The sequence below is a fragment of the Pontibacter sp. FD36 genome (assembly GCF_015686655.1).
Lineage (GTDB): Bacteria > Bacteroidota > Bacteroidia > Cytophagales > Hymenobacteraceae > Pontibacter.
Map to the genome: position 1 here is coordinate 480528 of NZ_JADPMP010000002.1, position 15956 is coordinate 496483.

The window sequence follows — 15956 nt, forward strand, 5'->3', positions numbered from 1 at the left end:
TGGAAATTTTCCAGGTCATCTAATCTTCAAATAAAAAAATAATGCGCAATATCGATATACAGAGTATAAAACAGCGCTTTGGCATCATCGGCAACTCACCCTTGCTAAACTACGCCATACAGGTGGCGGCCCAGGTGGCCCCCACCGATATGACTGTGCTGATCACGGGTGAGAGCGGCAGCGGCAAAGAGTCTTTCTCCAAGATCATTCACCACCTGAGTCCGCGCAAACATGGGCAGTTTATCGCCATCAACTGCGGTGCTATACCTGAAGGCACCATTGACTCAGAGCTTTTCGGTCACGAAAAAGGATCCTTTACCGGCGCAACGGACACCCGCAAGGGTTATTTTGAAGTAACAGACGGCGGTACGATCTTTCTTGACGAAATCGGTGAGATGCCTCTCGGTACACAGGCCCGCCTGCTGCGTGTGCTCGAAAACGGAGAATTTATAAAGGTAGGATCTTCCAAAGTGCAGAAGACCGATGTGCGTGTGGTTGCCGCTACCAACGTAAACCTGATCAACGCAGTAGAGAAAGGCCGCTTCCGGGAAGACCTCTATTACCGCCTCAATACGGTTCCAATTACAGTTCCACCATTACGTGAACGTGGCGAGGATATTTACCTCCTGTTCAGAAAGTTCGCATCAGATTTTGCTGAGCGTTATCGTGTCAAGCCCATTAGCCTGACGGAGGATGCGGTGGAGGAGCTTTTGAGCTTTCGCTTTCCGGGCAACATCCGTCAGCTGAAGAATATTGTAGAGCAGATCTCCGTGCTGGAGTACGACCGTGAACTGGATGCCAACAAGCTGCGGCACTACCTGCCCCGTGAGCAAGGCGGCAGCCAGGTACCAGCCCTGCTGGCAAAAGAACCTGGTGCTGACCAGTCCTTTTCGGAGCGCGACCTGCTTTACAAGGTCCTTTTTGACATGCGCCGCGATGTATCGGAGCTCAAAAAACTCGTGTTCGAGCTCATGACGCGTCAGCCAGGTGATAACGAGCTACTCAAGGAGCACAGCCACCTGTTTGAGAACATAGAAAAAGTAAACCATGTGCGTCCTTACAAAGGGGCAGAGCAGCCAGAGCCGTATTACCTGCCAGTGCAGCATCCCCGCAACGAGGAAGAGTACGACGAAAGAGTAGAAGACATCTCCCATGAAACTGAGGAGGAAGGCCTTTCGCTGGAATCAATGGAAAAGGAAATGATTCTAAAAGCGCTCAAAAAGCACAACAACAAGCGGAAGTATGCAGCCAATGACCTGGGCATTTCCGAAAGAACGCTCTACCGTAAACTAAAGCAATATGATATCGAGAACTAAGGGCCTCACTTTATTCCTGAGCCTGCTATTGGCAATTTTCTGCACCGCCTGCGGGGTGTACTCTTTCACAGGAACCTCTATATCGCCTGACATCCGAACCATTTCGATTCAGAACTTTGAGAACAGTGCCGGCGAAGGTCCTTCTAACCTGACACAGGTGGTGACTAACAGTTTCCGAAACTATTATCAGCGTAATACCAACCTAACCGTACTACAGCGCGACGGCGACTTGCAATTGGAAGGACAGATTATTAGTTTTACACTGACTCCAGCGGCAGTACAGCGCGACGGCAACATTGACCAGGCGACGCTGAACCGCCTTACCATGGGCATTCAGATCCGCTTTACAAACGCAAAAGATCCGGAGCAGGACTTTGATCAGCAGTTTACGATCACAGAGGACTTTCCTCAAAACGTTGACATCACCAGCATTCCGCCTGCGGCCATCGACCGTATGACCGATCGCCTTGTGGCTGATGTGTTTAACAAGACGGTTGCCAACTGGTAGTCATAACATAGCATCATCACCTTTACATGAATAAATCTGCCTTTCTTAAACTGATCAAGCAGGTATCCGACATTTCTGACCAGCAGCAAAGCGAACTGGAGCAGGTAGCGGCTACCTTCCCCTATTGCCAGACGGCCCATCTGCTGCTGGCAAAGTCAGCTTATGACAAAGGCAGCATGCTCTCCACCCAGCGTCTGCGCCGGGCTTCTGCCTACGCAACAGACCGTCAGCTCCTGAAGCGCATCATCTATACCTCTCCTGTCCTGGAACCTGCTTATGCCGAAGAGACAGAAGAAACAGCCCTGGCAGATGAAGCGGAAATTATAACTTCTGAAACGGTAACAGAGCTGGAAAGCGACACAGAAGTGGCTGTTACTGAACAAACCGTAACAGAAGATGCTGAAACAACAGAAGTTATACCTGAGCCGGCATCTTCATATCCGGAAGAAACACTGGAAGAAGTATACGCCCCTGCTCCTGTTGAGGAAAGTCAATACATAGAAGCTGAGCCGGAAACAGAATCGCCTGATGCAGAAATAGACTCTGAACTAGCCTTGCTGTTCACTTTCAACAGCATCAGTTCCTCTTCCACTGACCTGCTGAGCCAGCGGGAAGAAGAAAACATTGAAGCTGCAGAACAGGAAACGGAGCACGCTCACCTGACAGAAGCGGCTGAAGTGCTGCACGAACTGGAAGTATCGCAGCAGACAGAACAAGTAGAAACCGAAGTAGAGGATCAGCACGCTGAAACTGAAGAAGAGGCTATACCTGTTCCCCAATCAGAAGCTTACCAGCCTGATACACTCACTACCGAGACGTCAATAGCGGAGAATACAGAATCTGACAGTGACATATTTGCTGAAGATGCAGACGAACCTGCGCTGGCAAGCGCGGAAGATGCCGAGATTAACTATTCTTTTGACGAGATAGACCGGCTATACGCGGAAGATGCACTGGGCTATTGGATGGGATCGAGCCGCATGGGCGAGATGCTGCAGCTGAAGGATGACTATACCCGGTCACGCCCTCAAAGCTTCCACCCGGAGCTGATTCTAGAGTATAGCAAAACGCACGAACTCGAAAAAGCGATACAGCCCACTGCCCACGTGCTCAGCAAGCAGCTTGATATTATCGACCAGTTCCTCAAGCTGAATCCGAAGCTCAAGACAATGGCCAACCTGAAGCTAAAGCCTGAGCCACAGGAGGATTTATCGCTCAAGAGCTCTAAAATAAAGAAGGGAATGGCTTCTGAAAGCCTGGCCAACATCTTTATCCAACAAGGAAAGCCTAAAAAGGCTGTTAAAATTTATGAACAGCTTATTTTGAAATATCCGGAAAAAAAGTCTTACTTTGCCGAACAGATCGAGAAATTACAAAACATAACATAAAATGTATATCGCCCTAATCAGTATCATTCTTTTCATTTGCGTACTTCTTGTTTTAGTAGTACTAGCCCAGAATCCTAAAGGAGGCGGACTTTCAAGCCAGTTTGGTGGTGGCGGTGCCAGCCAGCTGATGGGCGTAAAGCGCACAGGCGACCTGCTCGAGAAACTGACCTGGGGCTTCGCAATCGCACTGGTTGTACTGACACTTGGTACGCACATGATGATCGATACCAATACTGAATCTACTGTCCGCAGCGTGAACGAAGAGCGTGCCCGCCAGATGGGTGCTCCGGCTGCCCCAGCCCTGCCAGGCACTGAAGGTGAAGAAGACATGTCAATCCCGGGAACGGGTGAGATACCTGAAATGGTAGACACTGCACAGTAATAAAGAACTGACAAATTGAAAGCCGGCCTTCAAAGCCGGCTTTTTTATTTTGTTCTGTCCCCTACCAGCGCGAACTGACAAATAGCTCCTGACTGACAGTACCTGACAAATTTGTCAGACAGGGAACTAATTTAAACTGCTAAAATGACCCAAATTGGCAGAAAATCGGCCTTGGCACAGGAAATGATAGGGACAGTATGGTTTCAACGTTAAATCATTAACCACAAAAACTAAAAACATAACAAACTATGTCAATCAGCATTAAACCATTAGCAGACAGAGTGATTGTAGCTCCTGCTGCAGCAGAGGAAAAAACGAAGTCTGGTATCATCATTCCGGACACTGCTAAAGAGAAGCCACAGCGCGGTGAGATCGTAGCTGTAGGCGAGGGCAAAGTATCTGAGCAAGGCGCTCTGATGAAGCCACAGGTTGCCGTTGGCGACCAGGTGTTGTATGGCAAGTATGCAGGTACAGAGATTTCTGTTGACGGCAACGATTACCTGATCATGCGTGAGTCAGATATCCTGGCTATCCTTTAACCTATTCCATTTAACCAAAACCAAAGAGATATAACTATGGCTAAGAACATCACATTTGATGCTGACGCTCGCCACAAAATTAAGTCTGGCGTTGACAAACTGGCAAATGCTGTAAAAGTTACCTTGGGCCCTAAAGGTCGCAACGTAATCATCGATAAGAAATTTGGTGCCCCTACGATCACAAAAGACGGTGTATCTGTAGCGAAAGAGATTGAGCTGAAAGACGCTATCGAGAACATGGGCGCTCAGCTGGTAAAAGAGGTTGCCTCTAAAACAGCTGACCAGGCTGGTGACGGTACGACTACTGCTACTGTTCTGGCTCAGGCTATCTACACAGCCGGTATTAAGAACGTAGCGGCTGGTGCCAACCCAATGGACCTGAAGCGTGGTATCGACAAAGCTGTTCACGCAGTGGTTGAGAACCTACGTTCACAGTCTAAGAAAATCGAGAACTCCTCTGAGATCGCTCAGGTGGGTACTATCTCTGCCAACAACGACGCTGAGATCGGTAAGATGATCGCCGACGCGATGGACAAAGTTGGTAAAGATGGTGTGATCACTGTAGAGGAAGCAAAAGGTACTGAAACTGAGGTAAAGACTGTAGAAGGTATGCAGTTTGACCGTGGTTACCTGTCTCCTTACTTCGTAACCAACCCAGAGAAGATGGAAGCGGAGTTCGACAACCCTTACATCCTGATCTACGACAAGAAAGTGTCTACCATGAAAGAACTGCTTCCAGTATTGGAGCAAGTGGTTCAGACTGGTAAAGGTCTAGTGATCGTTTCTGAGGATGTGGACGGCGAAGCACTTGCTACACTGGTAGTAAACAAACTGCGTGGCTCCCTGAAGATCGCTGCTGTGAAAGCTCCTGGCTTCGGTGACCGCAGAAAAGCTATGCTGGAAGACATCGCCATCCTGACAGGTGGTACTGTGATCTCTGAAGAGCGCGGTTACAAACTGGAGAACGCTACCCTGGACTACCTGGGTCAGGCAGAGAAAGTGATCATCGACAAGGACAACACTACCATCGTGAATGGTGCTGGCCAGAAAGATGATATCGTAGCTCGCGTAAACCAGATCAAAGCGCAGATGGAAACTACTACATCTGACTACGACAAGGAGAAACTGCAGGAGCGTCTTGCTAAGCTTTCCGGTGGTGTTGCCATCCTTTACATCGGTGCTTCTACTGAGGTAGAGATGAAGGAGAAGAAAGACCGCGTAGACGATGCATTGCACGCAACAAGAGCTGCCGTTGAAGAAGGTATCGTAGCCGGTGGTGGTGTAGCCCTGATCCGTGCGCTGGATGCCCTGAACAACGTGGACGTATACAACGCTGACGAGCAGACAGGTGTAAGCATTATCAAAACTGCGCTTGAGTCTCCGCTTCGCACGATTGTAGCGAACGCAGGTGGTGAAGGTTCTGTAGTGGTGCAGGCGGTACGTGAAGGCAAGGCTGATTACGGTTACAATGCCCGCGACGACAAGTACGAGAACATGTTTGCGGCCGGTATCATCGACCCAACTAAAGTAACTCGTCTGGCGCTTGAAAACGCTGCTTCTATTGCTGGTCTGCTGCTTACTACTGAGTGTGTAGTATCAGAAGAGCCTTCTGAAGAAGGTGGAGCTCCAGCCGGCATGCCAGGTGGCATGGGCGGAATGGGCGGCATGATGTAATCAACTCCCATAGTCTGATAATAACGAAGCCCCGGGCCAATAGGTCCGGGGCTTCGTGTTTTAAGATAGCTGATGCATTAGGTATACCTACAGCTCCCTGATCTTAATCGTAACATCGTGTGGTGCCGCTTCATCTCCCCCAAAGTATGGGTACAGCTGGTAGTGACTGCTAGCTGTAGTGCAGTAACGCGGTAATGTGATTTGCGTATCGTTTACTTTAAAAATATACTCTTTCTCTCCCATTGCTAATTCATACCTGTTCGTCTGGCCGGGTTGTACCGATGCGATATAGGCTGTGTTGCGCTGCTTGTTACTATAGGTATAGGCGTGAATCTCCAAACGGTTATTAAACCAGCGCCAGCCAAAACGAGCACTGTTAGTGTGATGGTCTGTATCGCAGTCTGATAGGCCATACAGTTTGTTAATGTCTGCCTGGTTATTAGGTATAGTCGTGGTGTAAATGGCTGAGCTATCAAAAGCCGCCTCAAAACGGATGATGGAGGTTTGGACAAACTTGAACTGGCTGTTGGTGGCGTGTTCTCCTTTCTTGATAGTATAAGCGGTGACTTGCGGCTCCGGAGTGGGAGAATCAGTTTCCGTAATGGCAGTCGTTTCTACTTCACAGGAGGTGGCGATAAGTAATAGGACAGCAGCTGAAAGAAGATGCCTGAATAAGAAATGCATGTAAATTGTAAAATGGCTAAAAGACGAAATTCATAAATAGCAGCAAATAGCTATATATCAAGCAATCTGGCGTATTTTCAGAATTTTTCGCAATATCACAAATTGTACTATAAAAACAAAGAGCCCGCACTAGTTAAAGTACGGGCTCTTTTGAATACTATATTCTGCAGATTAGTGAATGCCGTGCATCCACTTGCGCATGATCGGAGTCAGCAACAGGGCAAGCACCGCGAATCCAAAGGCCACATAGGCGATTTGTTCAAACACGCCCGTGTATACCATTAAGGATGCCATACCTGTAGCAGCTTCACCTTCGCCACCGCTCACAGCAGTCAGCTTAGCGATAAGGCCAGCGATGTAGTGCGCGAAAGAAGATGACAGGAACCAGATACCCATGATGAAAGCCACGATCTTCTTAGGAGAAAGCTCTGTTACTTTAGAAAGACCAACAGGTGATACGAATAGCTCACCGGTTGTGATGAACATATAGCCCAGGATCAGGAACCAGATAGACACTCTGCCTTCCGCATCTGCATAGTTGGCACTCCAGGCGAAAATCAGGAAGCCCAAACCAAGCTGTGCTATACCTAAGGCAAACTTTACAGGTGTGAATGGGTTTACACGGCGCTTGGAAAGGAACACCCACATAGCCGAGAACGGCAGTGCAAACAGGATAATAAAGAATGGATTGATCGAGTTGGTCTGCGCCGCATTCATGAACGTCAGGTTCACGTTACGCTCTGCAAACAGGGTAAGAGAAGAACCCGCCTGCTCAAAGAATGACCAGAACACGGTGATGAAGAATGTCAACAGGATTACTACAAAAAGTCGCTGACGCTCTACACTGTCCACCTTCACCAGGTTGTAAATCAATACAAGCGTGATAACTGGAAGCAGGATGTAGTTCATCACGATGTGCATGATGGAACCATCGAATACCGTCTCACCGAAACCTGGCAGGTCCAGCGTACCATTGTACAGCAGGAGACCGAAAACAGGAAGAGACAGAAAGCTGAGGATCGTTACCCAGGCCTCTTTTGTTACACCTGCAACACGTTCTTTAATAACAGCTGGCTCCGGCGGAAGACCGTTGTTACCAAACACGCCGCTACGGCCACCTTGCCAGAACATCACCAGACCGAGCAACATACCGATACCGGCAGCGCCGAAACCATAATGCCAGCCATATTCCATACCTAACCAGCCGCAAACAAGCGGGGCTACCATCGCACCGATGTTGATACCCATGTAGAAAATGGTGAAACCAGCATCGCGGCGCGTATCACCTTCTCTGTAAAGCGTGCCTACAAGCGTTGAAATATTCGGTTTGAAAAAGCCGTTACCTACAATCAAAAGAGCAAGAGAACCGTAGAAGAATACAGGATGTTCGATCGCGAGTGCGAAGTGTCCAAGCGCCATCAAAACGGCACCCAGCATGATCGCTTTACGATAGCCGAGTAATTTATCGGCGATCATACCGCCAATTACAGGAGTAGCATAAACTAAGGCGCCATAAGCTGCGTAGATACCAATTGCAATCTCATCGCGATTTGCAAATGACTCAAACAGGTTGTTCACCATGTATAACACCAACAGGGCGCGCATACCATAAAAGCTAAAGCGCTCCCAGAGCTCGGCAAAGAAAAGGTAGAACAGTCCCTTCGGATGCCCGAACATCTCTGGGCCGGTCGGGTCAGCGCCAATCGGTGCATTTTGCTCACTTACCTGGTCAGTAAGCGTATGTTCTTTATAAGACATAGGATTTGTTAGTTGATTGTTTAGTTTAGTTGAGCATACAAAGAAGGTAAATATATCGGTTTAAACACTTACAGACAAATATTTTTTGGGGCAACGCCATTTGCAGACCTCTTTTTTAATTATAGCGACTAATCTTATTTTAATATCTAATATTTTATATTTTTGTAGCACCGTTGTGAAACAAACAGTTCACTTAAAACCCTTTATTTTCAAATGAAAGAATCTGGTATTAAATCAGGTACAGTAGGTCTGGAGAGCCTGGGCATCAAAGAAGCTAAAGAAGTGCTTTGGAACCTCACTCCTGCCGAGCTAGTGGAAGAGGCTCTGAAAAATGGCGAAGGCGTACTCACTGACACTGGCGCCCTGATGTGTGACACAGGCAAATTCACAGGTCGTTCTCCTAAGGACCGCTTTGTGGTAAAAGACGCCAAAACCGAAAACACCGTTTGGTGGGGCGACATCAACATTGCGTTCGATCCTGAGAAGTTCGACAGACTCTACGACAAAATGATCGACTTCCTGAAGGATCGTCGACTTTATGTGCGCGATGCTTATGCCGGTGCTCACCCTGACTACCGTCTGAACCTGCGCATTGTAAACACACAAGCATGGCATAACCTCTTCTGCAACAATATGTTCCTGCGGTTGGAGAAAGAAGAGCTTAAAGACCACAATCCAAACTTCACGATCATCTGTGCCCCTGAGTTTGAGGCTGACCCGGAAGTAGATGGCACACGCCAGTCTAACTTCGCCATCATCAACTTTACCCGCAATATCATCCTGATCGGTGGTACTGGCTACGCAGGTGAAATGAAGAAAGGTATCTTCGGCGTGCTGAACTATATCCTGCCTGAAGAGAAGAATACATTATCGATGCACTGCTCTGCCAACGTGGGCAAAGACGGTGACACGGCAATTTTCTTCGGTCTGTCAGGTACAGGTAAGACAACACTGTCAGCTGACCCGAACCGTGGTCTGATCGGTGACGACGAGCACGGCTGGACAACAGACAGTGTATTCAACTTTGAAGGTGGTTGCTACGCCAAAGTAATCGACCTGACGCGTGAGAAAGAGCCACAGATCTGGGATGCCATCAAGTTTGGCGCTATCGTGGAGAACACGCGCTTCATAGAAAACACGCGCACTGTTGACTATACGAACAACTCTGTAACAGAGAACACGCGTACAGCTTACCCGATCCACCACATTGACAATGCGATCGAGCCATCAAGAGCTGATATTCCAAAGAATATTTTCTTCCTGACAGCTGATGCTTTCGGTGTACTGCCTCCGATCTCTAAACTGAACACTAGCCAGGCTATGTACCACTTCATATCTGGTTACACTGCCAAGGTGGCCGGTACTGAGGTTGGCGTGACGGAGCCACAAACTACTTTCTCCGCCTGCTTTGGCGCAGCCTTCCTGCCGCTGCACCCAACAAAGTATGCCGAGATGCTGGGCCAGAAAATGAACGAGAACAATGTGAACGTATGGCTCGTGAACACTGGCTGGACTGGTGGTCCTTACGGTGTTGGCTCGCGCATGAAACTGCCTTATACACGTGCTATGATCACGGCTGCTCTTAACGGTGAGCTGGAAAACGTGGAGTACACGAAGCATCCTGTATTTGGCGTTGAAATGCCGAATACCTGCCCTAATGTTCCAGACGAAGTATTGAATCCTCGCAATACCTGGGCTAACAAAGAGCAGTATGATGCCAAGGCAACAGACCTTGCTGCTAAGTTTGTGAAAAACTTCAGCAAGTACGCTGACTTTGCGAGCGAAGACATCATGGCCGGTGCGCCTCAGGTAGAAGTATCGATCGACTAGTTCGTCTAAACAAGATAAAAAAAGCCTTTCTGCTTTAAGCGGAAAGGCTTTTTTTATGAAATAGGAGCTGTTTCCTTGTTATAAAATTACCTACATTCGTATACCTTTATCTGGCATCGAAACCAACTGAAACTACTGTGCACTTATTCTATACCCCTGACATCAATTCCGAAATTTATACCTTGGCTGAGGATGAATCAAAGCATTGCACGCGTGTGCTGCGGCTTCATCAGGGGGATACGGTATACCTGGTAGACGGACGAGGCGGCATGTATACGGCCATTATTCAGGATGCGCACCAGAAGCGCTGTCAGCTGCAAATAATAGACAAGCAGCTCGAGTATGGCAAACTCCCCTACTACGTGCACATCGCCGTGGCACCTACCAAAAACATGGACCGGATCGAGTGGTTTGTAGAGAAAGCCGTAGAGATCGGTGTTAGCGCCATTACCTTTCTGGAATGTGAGCATTCAGAGCGTAAACAACTCCGATTAGATCGCATTGAGAAAATAGCGGTCAGTGCTATGAAGCAGTCCCAGAAAGGGTACCTTCCCTTATTGAATGAACTAACGCCATACCAGCATTTTATCAAATCCTGCATACCGGAAGATACCTTTATAGCGCACCTGGAAGACGATGCTACCAAATCGATCAGGGACTACTACAGGCCAGACAGACAGCATTGTATACTAATCGGCCCGGAAGGAGACTTCTCGCCTAAGGAAATAAAGGCTGCCTATGATCTAGGTATAAGGCCTGTTACGCTGGGTCAGAGCAGGTTGAGGACCGAGACGGCCGCCTTGGTCGCTTGCCATACTTTGCACGTACTACATGATATTTACGCCCCGTTATAAATTAAAGAAAATCGATACATGAAGCGCACCCTCCTCTTCCTATACCTTGTCCTGCTTTGTGGCTCACTGGGCGCACAGCAAAAGTACAGCTTTAAGATAGCCAAGCTCAAGTATAACGGCGGCGGAGACTGGTATGCGAACAAAACCTCCTTGCCAAACCTGATCAGGTTCTGCAATCAGAATCTAAACATGAACATCGCCCCGGAGGAAGGTATAGTAGAGGTCGGGAGTCCGGAGCTTTTCAGTTATCCCTTTGTGCACATGACAGGACATGGTAATGTGGTGTTCTCTGATGCCGAGGCGCAGAACCTGCGCAACTACCTGACAAGCGGAGGCTTCCTGCACATCGATGACAATTATGGGCTGGACCAGTACATCCGCAAAGAAATGAAGAAGGTGTTTCCTGAGTACGAGTTCGTAGAGCTACCTTTTGACCACCCGATCTACAGCCAGAAATATGTCTTCAAGAATGGCTTGCCGAAGATACACGAACATGACAACAAGCCGCCACAGGGCTTCGGTATCATCCATAAAGGCAGGTTAGTGTGCTTTTACAGCTATGAAACAGACTTAGGAAACGGCTGGGAGGATGCTGAAGTGCACAACGATCCAGAAAATAAAAGACAGGAAGCACTTCAGATGGGAGCCAACATTCTGGCTTATGCCCTCACACAGTACTTGTAAGAAATCATATAGGTATAATCTTTCTACTCAGTTTAATCTTACTAAGTAGTATGCGGAATTACATTCCTACTTTATAGCTTAAGGAAGCACTAGTACTGCTTCCTATTAAATATCTCAGAAAGAATAAACGCCTGACGAACGGACTGCGGATTGTGCAACAGTTGAGCATACACATTAGGTACAGCCATCCGCTCCTGCTTCTTGGCTTCATACAAGGCATCTGCGGCTGCAATGCGCTCCTTCCTCTGCTGGTTGTAAAGCCGGGCTTGCTCCGGATTTTCCAATGATAATGCACGCGGTGGCTTCTGTTCCCTGGCAGTGGGCTGCAAAACCGGCTGCGGCACTGGCTTCGGCTTCTCTACAGGAGCTCTGTTCTGCTCATTGGCACGCTCCATTTTGCTCTGCATCTCCCGCAGAATATCCTCAAACGAAGTAGCAGGAGCTGATGGGCGCTGCTGACGGGGCTGTGTTTGTGCTGTAGGCATGGGCCGAGGGGCTTGACGCTCCTGTGGCGGTCGTTCCTGGGGTGCAGGCGGCCTGCCATCATCGTCCGGCGTGTTGAAGGCTTTGCGCCAGGCCGTGTAGATGAAATAAGCCACAATGGCCAGTATGTATAGGATCAGTTTAAAATCTTCCATGCTGTCAGTCTCTTATCAAATATAGCAGAAATAATGTATTCCGTCTGCATACTTCCTGCATATTTATACTGTTCCCTTGCGTCATGGTAAACAAATTAGTCTTATTTTTGAGTTTGGTTTGAATAGATTCCGCTGACGCGAATGCAAGTATCAAGATTAGAAATTAAAGGATTCAAGAGCTTTGGCGACCGTGTCGTCATTAATTTTGATGAAGGTATCACAGGTATAGTTGGCCCAAATGGCTGCGGCAAGTCCAACATTGTCGATGCCATACGTTGGGTGTTAGGAGAGCAGAAGACGCGTAACCTGCGCTCCGACAAGATGGAGAACGTCATCTTCAACGGCTCCAAAACCCGCAAGCCTGTGCAGATGGCCGAAGTGTCCATCACTTTCGACAACAATAAAGGCATCCTCCCTACTGAGTACTCCCAGGTAACTGTTACCCGCAAGTACTACCGCAACGGCGACAGCGAGTACATGCTCAACGGAGTGACCTGCCGTCTAAAGGATATCAACGAGCTCTTCCTCGACACAGGTATAGGATCCGACAGCTATGCCATCATCGAACTCAAGATGGTGGACGAGATCCTGAACGATAAGGAGAACTCCCGCCGTTTGTTGTTCGAGGAAGCCGCCGGTATCTCTAAGTTCCGTGTTCGCAAGAAGCAGACGCTGAAAAAGCTGGAAGAAACTGACGCTGACCTCGAGCGTGTGGAAGACGTGCTGTTCGAGATTGGCAAGAACATGAAAACGCTGGAACGTCAGGCAAAACAGGCCATTAAGTACTTCCAGCTAAAGGATGACTATAAGAAATTCAGTCTGGAGTATGCCCGCCGCAACATCAACCAGTACCAGCAAACGCTGGAGCGCCTGGACCAGGATGTGCAGCGCGAGACGGAATTGAAAGAGGGTTATGTGCTAGCTGTAACAGAAGCTGAAGACGCCATAGCCGACCAGAAAGCGGAACTGAACCTGACACAGGAGCAACTGGCCGAAATGCAGAAGACCATGCAGGTTCAGACTGCTAAACTGCGCCAGCTGGAAAATGATATAAAGTTAAAATCAGAACGCAGCAATTTCCTGAAAGAGCGCATGACGCAGCTGCGCCAACAGATTAGTCAGGATACTGCCAACCTGGAGCATACACAGGAAAGCATTGTGGAGCTGCGCGATGAACTGATACAGGTACAGGACAGCTTTGCAGGTGCTGAAGAGCAGGTAAATGTCTTAAAAGAGCAATTGCAGGAGGCCAATGAACAGAAGCTAAGTCTGCAGGAGGCATTTCAGGAACTGACGCTGGAACAGCGCAGCAAGCAGAATGCAGTATTCCAACTGAACAAATCGCTTGAGATCAGCCAGGTACAGATCCAGAATCTGACCCAGGACCTAGAGCAGCTTCGTCAACAACAACTTACTGCTGAAGAAGACGCAGCCGTGCTGCAGGAGCAACTACAAGAGGCGCAGGCTGAACTAGAGGAAAAGACCTCTACCCTGGTGAGTCTACAGGCCAGAGAAGAATCGCTACTTCAGAACATAGAGAAAACAGAAACTGACATTGAGGGGTTGAAAGAGCAGCTGGTAGCGCTGAACAGAAAGCGTGACGCTCGTCAGAACCAGTACAATCTGACCAAATCGCTGGTCGAGAACATGGAAGGTTTTCCAGAGGCGATCAAGTATCTGGCCCAGTCTGACGACTGGAATAAGCCTGCCCCTCTCCTATCTGATATCATCGTATGTGAGCCTGAGTACAAGTCGCTTATCGAAAGTTACCTGGAGCCTTACATGAACTTCTTTGTGGTTGATGAGCTGCAGGATGCTGTGGAAGCAATCGCACTGCTCAAGCAGCATAATAAAGGCCGTGCAAACTTCATTATCCTATCTGAGATCGAAGAACTGGAGCCAACCGCTACCTTTAGCGACGGTGATTTGAAAGCAGCTTTTGAAGTGACGAAAGCTGATAAGAAGTACAGCAGCCTGCTCAAGTACATGCTGCGCAATGTATATATCAGTGACGAATCCGAAGAGGACTTCTCAGCAGAGGATTACCGTACGATCATTCTGAAAGACGGGTCTGCCATCAAGAAGCCATTGAGCTTGTCAGGTGGTTCGGTAGGCTTGTTTGACGGCAGTCGCTTAGGCCGCAAGCAAAACCTGGAGCAGCTGGCCGAAGAACTCGAGCAACTGCAGCAGGAAGTGGAATTGATGCAGAGCCGTATCAACGCACAACAGCAGATCCTGCTTAACTACCGCAGCGAGTCTCAGAAAGATGCGATTAAGCAGCTCGAAAAAGAAGTTGCCAAACTACAACAGGACCTGCTCACAGTTCGCATCAAAAACGAGCAGCACCAGCAGAACCGCAAAAACTTCGACCAAAAACAGCAGGAACTGCAGCAGCGTCTTGATGATCTCTATGTACAAAGCCAGCAGGTTTCGCCCCAAGCGGAGGAAGACATGCAGGAACTAAAGCAGTTGGAGGAGCAATTGGCAGTGCTTAACTCGCAGATCAACCAGCAGCAAGAGCAAATCACGGTGATCTCAGGTATGTACAACCAGGAGAACATCCAGTTCCACCAGCTCAAAAACCGCTTCGGATCACTACAGCAGGAAATCAGCTACAAGCAGAAAACTGTGGAGACCAACCAGGAGCGCATAGCCGGCCTACGCCAGGAGCTCCAAAAATCCGAAGAAGAAACGGTTGAAGCAATGGACTTCATTGAAGAGAACGAGGCACTGGTGCAGACCATGGTGGAAGCCCGCCGTGAGTTTGGTTACGAACTGGATGCCGTAGAGAAAAAATATTTCAACTTGCGCGGTGAGTTGGATGAGAAGGATAAGACTATACGGGAGCTACAACGCAAGCGTCAGAACGCAGACGAACTTTTGATGCGCATGCAGCAGACCATAAACGATACGCGCATCAAGCTTGTATCGGTGCAGGAGCGTTTGGGAGCTGAATTCAATATTGCCACAGCAGAGTTGGAGCAGCCTATACCTGAATTGGAACACGATGGCTTGTTCCAATTGAGCAACGAGGAATTGAACAAGAACATCTCTGAAATCAAGTCGTCGCTTGACAGAATGGGGCCTGTGAATGCTATGGCAGCAGAGGCCTATGTCGAGATCGAGGAGCGAAACAGATTTATCACAGAGCAACGTGACGACCTTGTGAACGCCAAAAATGCGTTGATTGATACTATAAACGAGATCGATACCGTAGCGAAAGAGAAGTTCCTGTCTTCATTCAACGAGATCAAGCAGAACTTTATCCGGGTATTCCGCAGCCTGTTTACGGAAGAAGATAACTGTGATCTGGTGCTTACAGATCCAAAGAACCCGCTGGACTCGCGCATTGAGATCATGGCACAGCCTAAAGGCAAGCGACCTCTGACTATCAATCAGTTGTCAGGTGGTGAGAAGACGTTGACAGCCATCTCACTCCTATTCGCGATCTACCTGCTCAAGCCGGCACCGTTCTGTATCTTCGACGAGGTAGATGCACCGCTGGATGATGCGAACATTGACAAGTTCAACAACATCATCCGCACCTTCTCCAACGAGTCGCAGTTTATTGTAGTAACACACAATAAGCGCACCATGGCATCGACTGACGTGATGTATGGCATCACCATGATCGAGGCAGGTATATCACGCGTTATACCTGTAGACTTAAGACAGATTGCATAACAAATCCATACCTACTC

13 protein-coding genes are annotated in these 15956 nt (G+C 48.4%); 10 read left to right on the forward strand and 3 right to left on the reverse strand.

Annotated features, from left to right (window positions below):
- The first annotated feature begins 41 nt into the window (after nucleotides 1-41).
- The 6 genes from I0P70_RS04540 to groL all read left to right on the forward strand — a co-directional run bounded on the left by I0P70_RS04540 (nucleotide 42) and on the right by groL (nucleotide 5807).
- Complete coding sequence (locus tag I0P70_RS04540; RefSeq protein WP_196114985.1) at nucleotides 42-1316, forward strand: sigma-54-dependent Fis family transcriptional regulator; 1275 nt, start codon at nucleotides 42-44, stop codon at nucleotides 1314-1316.
- On the forward strand, nucleotides 1300-1824 hold the full coding sequence (locus I0P70_RS04545; RefSeq protein WP_230391981.1) for an LptE family protein: 525 nt from the start codon (nucleotides 1300-1302) through the stop codon (nucleotides 1822-1824). Before I0P70_RS04540 ends, I0P70_RS04545 begins: the two co-directional genes overlap by 17 nt.
- 26 nt (nucleotides 1825-1850) lie before the next feature.
- Complete coding sequence (locus tag I0P70_RS04550) at nucleotides 1851-3212, forward strand: hypothetical protein (protein WP_196114986.1); 1362 nt, start codon at nucleotides 1851-1853, stop codon at nucleotides 3210-3212.
- 1 nt (nucleotide 3213) lies between these two features.
- Nucleotides 3214-3594: a preprotein translocase subunit SecG gene (secG, locus tag I0P70_RS04555; RefSeq protein ID WP_196114987.1), complete on the forward strand. Its 381-nt coding sequence runs from the start codon at nucleotides 3214-3216 to the stop codon at nucleotides 3592-3594.
- Nucleotides 3595-3842: 248 nt separating this feature from the next.
- Nucleotides 3843-4133 carry a co-chaperone GroES gene (groES, locus tag I0P70_RS04560; RefSeq protein ID WP_007659288.1) on the forward strand — a complete coding sequence of 97 codons (291 nt, stop codon included), beginning with the start codon at nucleotides 3843-3845 and terminating at the stop codon, nucleotides 4131-4133.
- 36 nt (nucleotides 4134-4169) lie between these two features.
- Nucleotides 4170-5807, forward strand: a complete 1638-nt coding sequence (gene groL, locus I0P70_RS04565; RefSeq protein ID WP_196114988.1) for a chaperonin GroEL — start codon at nucleotides 4170-4172, stop codon at nucleotides 5805-5807.
- Between the two features lie 87 nt (nucleotides 5808-5894).
- Here groL and I0P70_RS04570 read toward each other — a convergent pair whose 3' ends face one another.
- Both I0P70_RS04570 and I0P70_RS04575 read right to left on the reverse strand, forming a co-directional pair.
- Nucleotides 5895-6491 (reverse strand): hypothetical protein, encoded by a 597-nt coding sequence (locus tag I0P70_RS04570; RefSeq protein WP_196114989.1) that lies wholly within the window; start codon nucleotides 6489-6491, stop codon nucleotides 5895-5897.
- Nucleotides 6492-6662: 171 nt separating this feature from the next.
- On the reverse strand, nucleotides 6663-8249 hold the full coding sequence (locus I0P70_RS04575) for a peptide MFS transporter (RefSeq protein WP_196114990.1): 1587 nt from the start codon (nucleotides 8247-8249) through the stop codon (nucleotides 6663-6665).
- A gap of 213 nt (nucleotides 8250-8462) precedes the next feature.
- On the opposite strand from I0P70_RS04575, the gene pckA reads away from it, so the two are divergent.
- From pckA to I0P70_RS04590, 3 genes are all read left to right on the forward strand, one after another.
- A complete protein-coding gene (pckA, locus tag I0P70_RS04580) occupies nucleotides 8463-10079 on the forward strand; it encodes a phosphoenolpyruvate carboxykinase (ATP) (RefSeq protein WP_196114991.1) in 1617 nt (538 codons plus the stop codon).
- Nucleotides 10080-10216: 137 nt separating this feature from the next.
- Entirely contained in the window at nucleotides 10217-10933 is a 717-nt protein-coding gene (locus I0P70_RS04585) for a 16S rRNA (uracil(1498)-N(3))-methyltransferase (protein WP_007659294.1), read from the forward strand.
- An 18-nt stretch (nucleotides 10934-10951) separates the two neighbouring features.
- Nucleotides 10952-11617 (forward strand): DUF4159 domain-containing protein, encoded by a 666-nt coding sequence (locus tag I0P70_RS04590; protein ID WP_196114992.1) that lies wholly within the window; start codon nucleotides 10952-10954, stop codon nucleotides 11615-11617.
- A gap of 89 nt (nucleotides 11618-11706) precedes the next feature.
- Here I0P70_RS04590 and I0P70_RS04595 read toward each other — a convergent pair whose 3' ends face one another.
- A complete protein-coding gene (locus tag I0P70_RS04595; protein WP_196114993.1) occupies nucleotides 11707-12255 on the reverse strand; it encodes a hypothetical protein in 549 nt (182 codons plus the stop codon).
- A gap of 141 nt (nucleotides 12256-12396) precedes the next feature.
- On the opposite strand from I0P70_RS04595, the gene smc reads away from it, so the two are divergent.
- Nucleotides 12397-15939, forward strand: coding sequence for a chromosome segregation protein SMC (gene smc, locus I0P70_RS04600; RefSeq protein WP_196114994.1), 3543 nt, complete (start codon nucleotides 12397-12399; stop codon nucleotides 15937-15939).
- The last annotated feature ends 17 nt before the right edge of the window (nucleotides 15940-15956 follow it).

What these genes read in the sequence shown, in the direction of transcription:
- I0P70_RS04540 (WP_196114985.1), top strand. Translation starts at nt 42, where the DNA reads ATGCGCAATATCGATATACAGAGTATAAAACAGCGCTTTGGCATCATC.
- I0P70_RS04545 (WP_230391981.1), top strand. Translation starts at nt 1,300, where the DNA reads ATGATATCGAGAACTAAGGGCCTCACTTTATTCCTGAGCCTGCTATTG.
- I0P70_RS04550 (WP_196114986.1), top strand. Translation starts at nt 1,851, where the DNA reads ATGAATAAATCTGCCTTTCTTAAACTGATCAAGCAGGTATCCGACATT.
- secG (WP_196114987.1), top strand. Translation starts at nt 3,214, where the DNA reads ATGTATATCGCCCTAATCAGTATCATTCTTTTCATTTGCGTACTTCTT.
- groES (WP_007659288.1), top strand. Translation starts at nt 3,843, where the DNA reads ATGTCAATCAGCATTAAACCATTAGCAGACAGAGTGATTGTAGCTCCT.
- groL (WP_196114988.1), top strand. Translation starts at nt 4,170, where the DNA reads ATGGCTAAGAACATCACATTTGATGCTGACGCTCGCCACAAAATTAAG.
- I0P70_RS04570 (WP_196114989.1), bottom strand. Translation starts at nt 6,491, where the DNA reads ATGCATTTCTTATTCAGGCATCTTCTTTCAGCTGCTGTCCTATTACTT.
- I0P70_RS04575 (WP_196114990.1), bottom strand. Translation starts at nt 8,249, where the DNA reads ATGTCTTATAAAGAACATACGCTTACTGACCAGGTAAGTGAGCAAAAT.
- pckA (WP_196114991.1), top strand. Translation starts at nt 8,463, where the DNA reads ATGAAAGAATCTGGTATTAAATCAGGTACAGTAGGTCTGGAGAGCCTG.
- I0P70_RS04590 (WP_196114992.1), top strand. Translation starts at nt 10,952, where the DNA reads ATGAAGCGCACCCTCCTCTTCCTATACCTTGTCCTGCTTTGTGGCTCA.
- I0P70_RS04595 (WP_196114993.1), bottom strand. Translation starts at nt 12,255, where the DNA reads ATGGAAGATTTTAAACTGATCCTATACATACTGGCCATTGTGGCTTAT.
- smc (WP_196114994.1), top strand. Translation starts at nt 12,397, where the DNA reads ATGCAAGTATCAAGATTAGAAATTAAAGGATTCAAGAGCTTTGGCGAC.